The organism is Dorea sp. AGR2135 (assembly GCF_000420885.1).
Lineage (GTDB): Bacteria > Bacillota > Clostridia > Lachnospirales > Lachnospiraceae > Dorea > Dorea formicigenerans.
This window is the reverse complement of sequence record NZ_ATVU01000020.1, coordinates 1-11,471: the sequence shown is the minus strand read 5'-3', so window position 1 is coordinate 11,471 and position 11,471 is coordinate 1. Positions and strand designations below refer to the sequence as shown.

The 11,471-nt window shown below is 41.4% G+C and carries 8 protein-coding genes; 4 read left to right on the top strand and 4 right to left on the bottom strand.

Features of this window, described 5'->3' with window-relative positions:
* Position 1: 1 nt before the first annotated feature.
* From G593_RS0112335 to G593_RS0112325, 3 genes are all read right to left on the bottom strand, one after another.
* Positions 2-370 (bottom strand): GntR family transcriptional regulator, encoded by a 369-nt coding sequence (locus G593_RS0112335; RefSeq protein ID WP_005339195.1) that lies wholly within the window; start codon positions 368-370, stop codon positions 2-4.
* A 179-nt stretch (positions 371-549) separates the two neighbouring features.
* Complete coding sequence (locus G593_RS0112330) at positions 550-1,461, bottom strand: deoxyribonuclease IV (protein WP_029731877.1); 912 nt, start codon at positions 1,459-1,461, stop codon at positions 550-552.
* A 49-nt stretch (positions 1,462-1,510) separates the two neighbouring features.
* A complete protein-coding gene (locus tag G593_RS0112325; RefSeq protein WP_029731876.1) occupies positions 1,511-2,197 on the bottom strand; it encodes a flavin reductase in 687 nt (228 codons plus the stop codon).
* Positions 2,198-2,403: 206 nt separating this feature from the next.
* Here G593_RS0112325 and argS point away from each other — a divergent pair, with 206 nt between their 5' ends.
* The gene (gene argS, locus G593_RS0112320) at positions 2,404-4,170 is read left to right on the top strand and encodes an arginine--tRNA ligase (RefSeq protein ID WP_029731875.1); all 1,767 of its coding nucleotides are present in this window, start codon (positions 2,404-2,406) and stop codon (positions 4,168-4,170) included.
* A gap of 95 nt (positions 4,171-4,265) precedes the next feature.
* On the top strand, positions 4,266-5,408 hold the full coding sequence (locus tag G593_RS0112315; protein WP_029731874.1) for a serine-tRNA(Ala) deacylase AlaX: 1,143 nt from the start codon (positions 4,266-4,268) through the stop codon (positions 5,406-5,408).
* Here the strand turns inward: G593_RS0112315 and G593_RS0112310 are convergent.
* A complete protein-coding gene (locus G593_RS0112310) occupies positions 5,383-6,255 on the bottom strand; it encodes a LysR family transcriptional regulator (protein WP_005339204.1) in 873 nt (290 codons plus the stop codon). The genes G593_RS0112315 and G593_RS0112310 overlap by 26 nt on opposite strands.
* A gap of 181 nt (positions 6,256-6,436) precedes the next feature.
* Between G593_RS0112310 and G593_RS0112305 the strand changes: the two genes are divergently transcribed.
* Positions 6,437-7,135, top strand: a complete 699-nt coding sequence (locus tag G593_RS0112305; RefSeq protein WP_022278651.1) for a TIGR01906 family membrane protein — start codon at positions 6,437-6,439, stop codon at positions 7,133-7,135.
* A 134-nt stretch (positions 7,136-7,269) separates the two neighbouring features.
* Complete coding sequence (locus tag G593_RS0112300; RefSeq protein WP_029731873.1) at positions 7,270-11,037, top strand: phosphoribosylformylglycinamidine synthase; 3,768 nt, start codon at positions 7,270-7,272, stop codon at positions 11,035-11,037.
* The last annotated feature ends 434 nt before the right edge of the window (positions 11,038-11,471 follow it).

Here is an 11,471-nt window from a genome sequence, read left to right as displayed (position 1 = left end):
ATTATTTTTCCTCCTTCATTGTATCTTGAACCAGTTCCAGGATTTCCGGTCTGGTAAATCCAAGATGTTCCATTGATTTTAAAAATTCACGGATATGCTCGGTGGCAGTCTCTGTTTTTAATTGTTTTATCATTGTTTCGTCCTCCGTAATAAATCGTCCGCTTGTACGGCGGGAGTGTACCAGACCAATTCTCTCCAGTTCGGAAAGTGCTTTTTGCATTGTGTTAGGATTTACGGATGCTTCCATAGCAAGTTCGCGAACAGAAGGAAGTTTGTCCCCGGGTTTATAGGTGCCGGAGATAATATCATGTTGAATTCGTTCCATGAGCTGAAGATAAATGGGACGGTCACTATCTAAATTCCATGGCATATTATGTACTCCTTTCATTTTGTATTATTGTACTATCTGAGTAATGCAATAATACAGACGCTCGCAAGTGTCAAGCACAATTGTGGAAAAATGATTCATTTACAAGAATCTGGCAGTAGAGTTTGCTGGAAATGAGTAACAAAAAAGCAGCAAACCATGAAGATTTACTGCTTATATTTTTAATTTTCATTTTCTGCAATAATATTATCCGGAAAATTCTTATCGAACTGACTGGCTCTTAACATCGCAATCTCATATTTGTATGGTGCGTAAGATTTCTTCTCTTTTGTTGGAGAAGGAATATATGGAGTTTCAAGGATTTTCGGAATTTGTTCAAAATCCGGGTGGTGTACGATATAGGAGAGGGCATCGAATCCAATTTCTCCAGTGCCGAGATTGGCATGCCTGTCTTTCTTTGCACCACACACATTTTTACTGTCGTTAATATGAAAGACCGCAATCTGATCTTTACCGATCAAATGATCAAACTCGTCGATCACACCGTCGAAATTACCACGGATATCATAACCACTGTCGTGAGTGTGGCAGGTATCAAAACAGACACGCAGTTTGTCGCTGTAGACTACGCCGTCATAGATTGCTGCAAGTTCTTCAAAAGACCGGCCAAGTTCCGATCCTTTTCCCGCCATGGTTTCCAGTGCAATATGAAGAGGCGTGTCTTTTGTCAAGACTTCATTGAGCCCCTTTATGACCTGTTGAAGTCCGGTTTCAACTCCGGCACCGACGTGGGCACCAGGATGCAGAATCAGAGTCTGGCTTTTGCAGGCGGCCGCGCGGTCAATTTCTTTTGCCAGAAATTCCACGGCCAGTTCATATGTCTCAGGTTTTACGGTATTACCAAGATTGATAATATAAGGAGCGTGAACGACGATATCTGAAATATTTTTTTCGTTCATATAGTTCCAGGCGGCATCAATATTGAGTTCAGAAATCTCTTTTCTTTTGGTGTTTTGTGGTGCTCCGGTATAGAACATAAATGTATTTGCTCCATAGGATTCAGCTTCTTTTGCAGAGCCAAGGAGCATGCTTTTTCCGCTCATGCTGACATGAGATCCAAGTTTTAAATTCATAGATGTAACCTAACCTTTAATTTAATATAAAATGTGTCTGTCAGACAAGTTATCGCTGCTTAAATTTATCCTTGCCCTGTTTACAGATTGGACAGACAAATGTGTCTGGAAGTTCTTCAAATGGAATATCACCATCATAGACATATCCGCAGATACTACACACCCATTTGCCATTTCCGGAGGAATTACTGGAAGTGATTGAAGAGTCAGAAGAAGCAGAATCTACCGTATCCAGATCTTCCGGCTGGTAAGTCGGTGCATTTTTCGGACTCTTGCCTTTGATGATATTGTGATAGTAGGCATAGGTCATAGGTGTTTCCTGATTCAACATATCACAGTCAATGATTTCCCCAAGAAAGACTGTGTGGGTATTTGTTTCCATTTTATCGATGACCTTACAGACAAGATAACCGCATGCATCATCGACAACGGCAATATTATGCTTTGTAATAAAAGAAACATTCATAAACTTGTCCACATCTCTGGAAGACTGAAATCCAAGCTGGCTGATGATATTGGGGTCAGTCTTTTCAGAAAGTATGGAAACTGCGAACATTCCACTTTTTTCAATGCATTCATGCGTATAATTATCATGATTCATACTGACAGCTAAAGTTGCAGGGGAAGAAGTAATCTGCATAATACTGTTGGCAATGCAGCCGGACATACGATTCTCCCCAAGTGCCGAAACGGCATATACACCATAAGATAAATTTCGAAGTACTTTTTTGTTCATAGGTAACCTCCCATCTTGTATAATAACAGTAATTATTACTATTATAATAGCATAGATTTGCTGGAATAGCAACCAGACTTTCTAAAAAAGCGTTGAAAATCTTGTGTGTGAAAAGAATTAAGGTTGTTGGCTTTATTTTCTTGTGCTAAAATACAATGTGACATATTTTGTAAATGAAAAATTACGATAAATAAGAGGTAGAGAGCATGAAGAGAATATCAGATTTTATAGCGGAAGAACTGGCAGCAGCTTTCGAAGCAGCAGGATATGACAGGAATTATGCAAAAGTAACATTGTCGAACCGCCCGGATCTTTGCGAGTATCAGTGTAATGGTGCTATGGCAGGAGCAAAAGCTTATCATAAAGCACCGATCATGATTGCACAGGATGTTGTGGCAAAATTAGAAGGAAGTGGTTGCTTCTGCGATGTTCAGGCAGTAAATCCGGGCTTTATCAATCTGAAATTAGACGAAAGATTTGTAGCAGATTATCTGGATGAGATGGAGACGGATGAAGACCTCGGACTGAATAAGACTGACAAGCCTAAGATGATCGTGATCGACTACGGCGGACCGAACGTGGCAAAACCGCTTCATGTAGGACATCTTCGTTCTGCAATTATTGGTGAGAGCGTAAAACGAATTGCAAGAAAAATGGGACATAATGTTCTTGGAGATATCCATTTGGGAGACTGGGGATATCAGATGGGACTGATCATTACGGAATTAAAGGAAAGAAAACCAGAACTTCCATATTTTGATGAGAGTTTTAAAGGAGAATATCCGGCAGAGGCTCCATTTACCATATCTGAGTTGGAGGAGATCTATCCGACAGCAAGTGGAAAAGCAAAAGAGGATGAGGAGTACAGAGAGCGTGCATTGCATGCCACATATTTACTCCAGAACGGACATAAAGGTTATACAGCAATCTGGAACCACATTATGCATGTATCTGTAAATGATTTGAAGAAGAACTATGCGAACCTGAATGTGGACTTTGATCTGTGGAAAGGTGAGTCTGATGCACAGGCTTACATTCCGGATATGATTGAGCGGCTGAAAAAAGAAGGATTTGCACATGTCGATGACGGAGCTCTTGTGATTGATGTACAGGAAGAGTCAGACACAAAGGAAATTCCACCATGCATGATCCAAAAGTCAGACGGAGCATCTCTCTACGGAACGACAGACCTTGCAACGCTGGTTCAACGAGTGGAAGATTACCATCCGGACAAAGTCATTTATGTTGTAGATAAGCGTCAGGAGTTACATTTTGTACAGGTATTCCGTGCAGCAAAGAAGACAGGAATCGTTCCTTCTGAGACAGAACTGAAATTCTTAGGTTTCGGTACCATGAATGGAAAAGACGGCAAACCATTTAAGACAAGAGAAGGTGGTGTTATGCGTCTGGAGAATCTGATCGCTGAGATTCAGGAGGAAATGTACAAGAAGATCACAGACAACCGTACTGTAGAGGAAGAGGAAGCGAAGAACACTGCGAAAACGGTAGGTATGGCTGCAATCAAGTACGGGGATCTGTCCAATCAGGCTTCCAAAGATTATGTCTTCGATGTAGACAGATTTACTTCCTTTGAGGGAAACACAGGACCGTATATTCTGTACACCATCGTGCGTATCAAATCTATCCTGAACAAATACCAGGAAGAAGGAAAAGCGGTCACTGGACTTAAGGTAAATCAGCAGTCCGGCGAGAGCGAGAAAGCATTGATGCTTGCGCTGGTAAAATATAACGAGATGATGGAAAATGCTTACGAAGAACTTGCACCACATAAAATCTGTGCGTATATTTATGATCTTGCAAATGCATTCAATCATTTTTATCATGAAACCAAAATTCTGGCAGAGGAAAACGAAGCAAAGAAACAGGGATACATTGCACTGCTTATACTGACAAAGAAAGTATTGGAGTCCTGCATTGATGTTCTTGGATTCGAAGCACCAGAGAGAATGTAATGATAACAAGGTCGGATTGTGGGAGTGCATAGCACGGAGCAATCTGAAGGTATCATGAAGAGTAGTATATATTACAGGAAGGATTTATAGGTAACATGACAGACAAGTTGTACTACGAAAGTAGTCATAGAAGAGATTTTGAGGCACAGGTAATTTCATGTGAGCCGGAAGGAGAAGGATACAAAGTAGTTTTGGATAAGACAGTATTTTTCCCGGAAGGCGGCGGACAGTATGCAGATACAGGAATTCTTGGAGGGGTTCATGTGCTGGACGCGCAGGAGAAGGATGGAATTATCTATCATTACACAGATGGCGCACTGACACCGGGCGAGATCGTTAAAGGCGAAATTGACTGGGAAAAGAGATTCGAAAGTATGCAGCAACATAGCGGCGAGCATATCATTTCAGGAATTGTACATGGAAGATTCGGATACAACAATGTAGGATTCCATCTTGGAGCTGATTACTGTACGATGGATTTTGACGGACCGATTACAAAGGAGCAGTTGAAAGAAATCGAAGAAGAGGCGAATCGCATCGTTTACAAGAATTTGAATATAGAGATTCTTTACCCGACAAAGGAAGAGTTGAAAGATCTGACTTACAGAAGTAAGATTGAAATTGAAGGGCAGGTCCGTATTGTGAATATTCCGGGCGTGGATGTCTGTGCATGCTGTGCACCACACGTAGATAGAACTGGGGAGATTGGAAATATCAAACTGGTGGATATGGTGTCATACAAAGGCGGCGAACGCATCACTATGTTAAGTGGAAGCCGTGCACTTACAGATCATCAGCAGAAAGAGGAGAGCGTGAAGAAGATTTCCGCACTGCTCTGTGCAAAGGATACAGAAGTTGCCGAAGCTGTAGAAAAATTAAAAGAAGAGCAGCTTGACCTGAAAAATCAGGTGTCTGCTCTCAAACAAAAATTACTGGCTTATCAGGCAAAGGAGATTGACGTTACTCCGGAACTGGTAAAGGTATTTGACAGTGAACTTAGTGGAAATGAACCGAGAGAACTAATGAACCTTCTATTAGAGAGAGGTGCAAAGATTTGTGCAATTTTTGCAGGAAATGATGAAGAAGGATATCGTTATGTTATCGGAAGCCATTCTGAAGATGTAAGAGTGATCAGCAAAAAATTAAATGAGGCTTTCCAGGGCCGTGGCGGTGGAAAACCTCAGATGGTGCAGGGATCCTTAAAAGGAACTGCTAAAAATATTTCAGAAATTCTGTAGCTGCCTTGGAGATGGGAACGCGGTCATTGTAAGCAATGACCAGTTCTCTCACCGGCAGTTTTTCTTTTGTCTCAACAATAAATAATTTTTCCAGATCTTTTCCGGTAACACAGTAATCGGGTATACATGCAATGCCGAGCCCGATTTTTGCAAGGTCAATGAGAAGATCATTACTGCTCAGCTCAATTTCCGGCACGAGATCTAACTGGTGCTGTAAAAAGAGATTATGCAGGAATTCGCTGGTTGTACTTTTTTTATCCAGCATCAGAATCGGATGTTCTAAAAGTTCTTTGTAGCTTAAGCATCTTCCGACAAGTTTATCAAAAGAATGATTTGCAACAAACACGTCCTGGAAAGAGCGGATATGTTTTGTTTCACAGTTTCCGAGATATGGATTTGGAGAATTGACAACAATCAGGTCAACCTGTCCATTTTCTAATAGTTCTACACAGTGGATAGAAGTTGCATTTGTTACTTTGATGTGAGCTCCCGGAAATTCCTTATGGAAACGCTCCAGGTAAGGAACAAGAAAATAACGGCAGATAGTGTCACTGGCACCGATGCGAAGTTGTCCTACACCTTCAGAAGCTTCTAAAAGCTGGATTTCCCCACGGTGAATCAGATTCATAGCTGGTTCCACATGACGAAGAAGCAGTTCGCCTTCCGGTGTCAGGCGTACCTTTTTGGTACTCCTGATAAAAAGCTTTTGATTTAATTTTTTTTCCAACGCTTTGATAGACTGGCTTACGGCTGACTGAGAGATAAATAATTTATTCGCAGCTTCCGAAAAACTTAGTGTAGTTGCTACGTGGTAAAACACTTTATATAATTCGTAATTAATATCCATAATAAGACTCCCTAATAAATACTAATTTGATTATAAGGTAAATTAATGCAAAATGCAATGGCAGAATTTGTTTTGAAGTGATTTTTCTATACAGATATGAGATATCTTGGTATAATACTAGAGATAAAAACCTGGATCGCAAAAAATGCGCAGGTAGTTTAGGAAAGAAAAGGAAGATAACATGAAGATCTGGTACAGAGTTACCATTACATTTACGATGCTCCTGGTAATCTTTGCATTGCTGATTACTGGATTTCAGCTTGCAGTTTATGGAGACAGCCATTACGGATTTTATAAAAAGGAATATGAAAAGTACCGGGTCACGGACGATCTGAATATGAAGATTGACAATGTGATGGCAGTGACAGAACATATGATGGCTTATCTGATTGGAAAGGAAGAAAAGCTGTCAATTGTCACAGATGTGGACGGTGAGCATCAGGATTTCTTCAATGAACAGGACAGGCTTCACATGGCAGATGTGAGGAATTTGTTTCTGGGAGGTTTGAAGCTTCGGAATTATGCGGTGATTCTTGCAACTATTTTAATGATTGTTCTTAGGACAAAAAAAGCAGATTTCCGAAGACTGGTTCCGCTAGGATATTTGCAGGCGCTGTTTGTTTATCTTATTTTGGCGGCAATTCTGGGAGTTGCCATGAGCATTGATTTTACAAGCTGTTTTACGCTGTTTCATAAATTGTTTTTTACAAATAATCTCTGGATCTTTGACCCGGAGACAGATTATATGATCCGCATGCTGCCAGAAGGATTTTTCTTGGACATGGTAATCCGGGTCGGCGTGATATTTATCGTATTACTTGCCGTGCCGGGAGTTGCAGCGGTCGTGTACAACTGGAAATGGAAAAAAGAAAGAAATTAGTAAAACTTATAAAAGGATTTAAATATATTAATTTTAATAATAATGGTGGGTATGTTACAATGAAATAAATAATGAAGATTTAAAGTAACAGAACTATTACCAAATAAAAATATAAACACAATGGAGGAAGACGAATGAGTAATGTAAGAAGAGTGTATGTTGAGAAAAAGGGCAGCTATGATGTCCAGCAGAAGGCACTTGCACATGAGATTCGCAATTATCTTGGAATCAAAGACGTAGAGTATGTGCGTATCCTGAATCGTTATGATGTGGAGAACGTATCAGATGAGACATTTGAAAGAGCATGCAATGGTATCTTTGCTGAACCGCCGGTAGATGTCCTTTGGAACGAGGAGGCTCCTGTTGGTTCCGGAGACAGTCTGTTTTCCGTAGAATTTCTTCCGGGTCAGTTCGATCAGAGAGCAGATTCTGCTGTTCAGTGTATCCAGTTCGTAAAAGAGGACGAGCAGCCGGTCATCCGTACTGCAACGACTTATATTATTCATGGTAAGAATGGAGCTATTACAGAAGAAGAACTTCAGAAGATTAAGGAACACTGCATCAACCCGGTAGACTCAAGAGAAGCAGCAGAGGAGAAGCCGGAGACACTAGTGACAAAATTTGACGAGCCTGCTGATGTTATTGTATTTGACGGATTTAAGGATATGAAAGAGGAAGAGCTTAAGAAATTATATGATTCTCTTGGACTTGCAATGACATTCCGTGACTTCCAGCATATCCAGAATCATTTCAAAGGGGAAGAGCACCGCGATCCTTCCATGACAGAGATCCGCGTACTGGATACTTACTGGTCAGACCATTGCCGTCATACAACATTTTCAACAGAACTTACAGAAGTTTCCTTTGGAGACGGAGATTATCGAAAACCGATGGAAGATACTTACAAGCAGTACCTTCGCAATCACAGCGAGATTTTTAAAGGGCGTGAGGACAAATTTGTATGTCTGATGGATCTTGCATTGATGGCTATGAGAAAGCTGAAAAAAGAAGGCAAGCTTCAGGATCAGGAAGAGTCAGATGAGATCAATGCCTGCAGTATTGTTGTACCGATTAAGGTAGATGGCGTGGAAGAAGAGTGGCTTGTGAACTTTAAAAATGAAACACACAACCATCCGACAGAGATTGAGCCTTTTGGTGGAGCTGCTACATGTCTTGGCGGAGCAATCCGAGATCCATTATCAGGACGTACTTATGTATACCAGGCAATGCGTGTGACCGGAGCAGCAGATCCGACTGTATCTATCAAAGATACAATGAAAGGAAAGCTTCCTCAGAAGAAACTGGTTCGTGAGGCAGCTCATGGATATAGTTCTTATGGTAACCAGATCGGACTTGCAACTGGTGCAGTTAAGGAAATCTATCACCCGAATTATGTGGCAAAACGTATGGAAATCGGAGCTGTTCTCGGAGCAGCACCAAGACGTGCAGTAATCCGTGAGACTTCAGATCCTGGTGATATCATTATCCTGCTCGGTGGACGTACCGGACGTGACGGCTGCGGTGGAGCAACCGGATCTTCTAAAGTACATACAGAGGAGTCTATCGAGACTTGTGGAGCAGAGGTACAGAAAGGTAATCCGCCGACAGAGCGTAAGATCCAGAGACTGTTCCGCAGAGAGGAAGTCAGCAAATTAATTAAGAAATGTAACGACTTTGGAGCCGGAGGAGTTTCTGTTGCAATCGGAGAACTTGCAGACGGACTTCAGGTAGATCTGGACAAAGTACCGAAGAAATACGCAGGACTTGATGGAACAGAAATTGCAATTTCTGAGTCTCAGGAGCGTATGGCTGTTGTTGTAGACCCGAAGGATGTAGATGAATTTATGGGATATGCAGCGGAAGAGAACTTAGAGGCAACAAAGGTAGCTGTCGTAACAGAGGAGCCAAGACTTGTATTATCCTGGAGAGGTAAGAAGATCGTAGACTTATCCAGAGCATTTTTAGATACTAACGGTGCTCATCAGGAGACAAAAGTAGCTGTAGATATTCCAAGCCGCAAAGACAGTATCCTCGTAAGAGAAGAAGTGACAGATGTCAAAGAAAAGTGGATGGAGACATTAAAAGATCTGAATGTGTGCTCACAGAAAGGTCTTGTGGAAATGTTTGACGGTTCCATTGGAGCATCTTCTGTATTTATGCCGCATGGCGGACAGTATCAGATGACAGAGACACAGGCTATGGTTGCAAAGCTTCCTGTACTGACAGGAGACTGCGATACGGTTACAATGATGAGTTTCGGATTCGATCCGTATCTGTCAACATGGAGTCCGTACCACGGAGCTATTTACGCAGTGACAGAGTCTGTAGCAAAAATTGTGGCAGCAGGAGGAGATTACAGTAAGATCCGTTTCACATTCCAGGAGTACTTCCGCCGTATGACAGAGGATCCACATAGATGGAGCCAGCCATTCGCAGCACTTCTTGGTGCTTACAGTGCACAGCTTGGATTTGGTCTTCCTTCTATCGGTGGAAAAGACAGTATGTCCGGAACATTTGAGCATATTGATGTACCACCGACACTGGTTTCTTTTGCAGTGGATGTGGCAACAGAAAAAGATATTATTACACCGGAGCTTAAGAAAGCAGGAGATAAGCTTGTATGGCTTCAGATTCCGACAGACGAGTATGATGTTCCGGTTTATGAAAAAGTTATGGACCAGTATGGTAAATTTACTGCTGATATCCATGACGGCAAGATTGTGGCAGCTTATGCACTTGACAGACACGGAATCGTTCCGGCTGTCAGCAAGATGGCATTTGGTAATCGCATGGGTGTAACATTAGATGCGAGCGTAGAGGCAAAAGACTTGTTCGCACCTGCATTTGGAGATCTGATCGCTGAAGTTCCGGCTGACAAGCTGGATGGACTGACGATTGATTACACAGTCATCGGTGAAGTGACAGAAGAGCAGAATTTTGAATACAAAGATACAAAGATTGCCCTTGCAGATGCCCAAAAAGCATGGGAGAGTACACTAGAGAGCGTATTTGCTACAAATTCCAAAGCAGAGGGACAGGACGAGAAGATCGACACAGGTCTTTTTGATACAAAAGAAGTACATATCTGCGAACACAAGATCGCTCAGCCGACTGTATTTATTCCGGTATTCCCTGGAACAAACTGTGAGTATGACAGTAAGAGAGCCTTTGAGAGAGCAGGAGCAAAAACAATCGTAAAAGTATTCCGCAATATGAGTGCTTCCGATATTGTAGATTCTGTCGATGTATTTGAAAAAGCAATCGCGCAGTCTCAGATGATCATGTTCCCAGGTGGATTCAGCGCTGGTGATGAACCGGATGGTTCTGCGAAATTCTTTGCAACTGCATTCCAGAATGCGAAGATGAAAGAGGCGGTTGAGAAACTTCTTGGGGAGCGTGACGGACTGGTACTTGGTATCTGTAATGGATTCCAGGCTCTTGTAAAACTGGGACTTGTTCCAAATGGAACAATTACAGGACAGACAGAGGATTCTCCGACACTGACTTACAATACAATTGGACGCCACATTTCTAAGATGGTGTACACGAAAGTAGTCAGCAACAAGTCTCCATGGCTTTCCGGAGCAAAGCTTGGCGGAGTTTACACAAACCCGGCATCTCACGGAGAGGGACGTTTTGTTGCAAGCAAAGAGTGGCTTGACAAGCTGATCGCAAATGGACAGGTTGCAACTCAGTACTGCGACCCACAGGGAAATGTATCTATGGATGAGACATGGAACATTAATGGTTCCTATCTTGCAATCGAAGGTATCACCAGCCCGGATGGAAGAGTATTTGGTAAAATGGCCCATTCAGAAAGACGTGGACGTTCCGTTGCAATGAACATTTACGGAGAACAGGATCTGAAGATCTTTGAGTCTGGAGTGAAATATTTTAAATAAAAATAATCAGGCGCTTGCAAATTTTGCAGGCGCTTGTTCTGTATTTTGGCAAAAATACAAAATTATGCAGGAAATGAAAATTAAAAATGCACAAAATATAAAAATAGTAACAGTTCAGCCTTCGGCTGAACTAAAATATAAAAAACAGAGAAATTTTATTTTTTGGAGGAAGAACTTATCCACAGTTTCTTCCTCATTTTTTTGAATATCCTTTATCTAACAGAACTATTAATTACATTTTGATTAAAATACTTTATTAGGAATAAATTTGGGCTATTTTTTGTGGACAACTATTCTTGATAAGTTGCTAAAATCAATTTTTATCCACCGTCATTTTGACGACAACGTTTTATAATAAATTTTTCTTTTTATTCGATTTCTGTTAAACTACTTTTATCGGAAATCGAAAGAAAAGGGGGAGAATCTTATGGGAC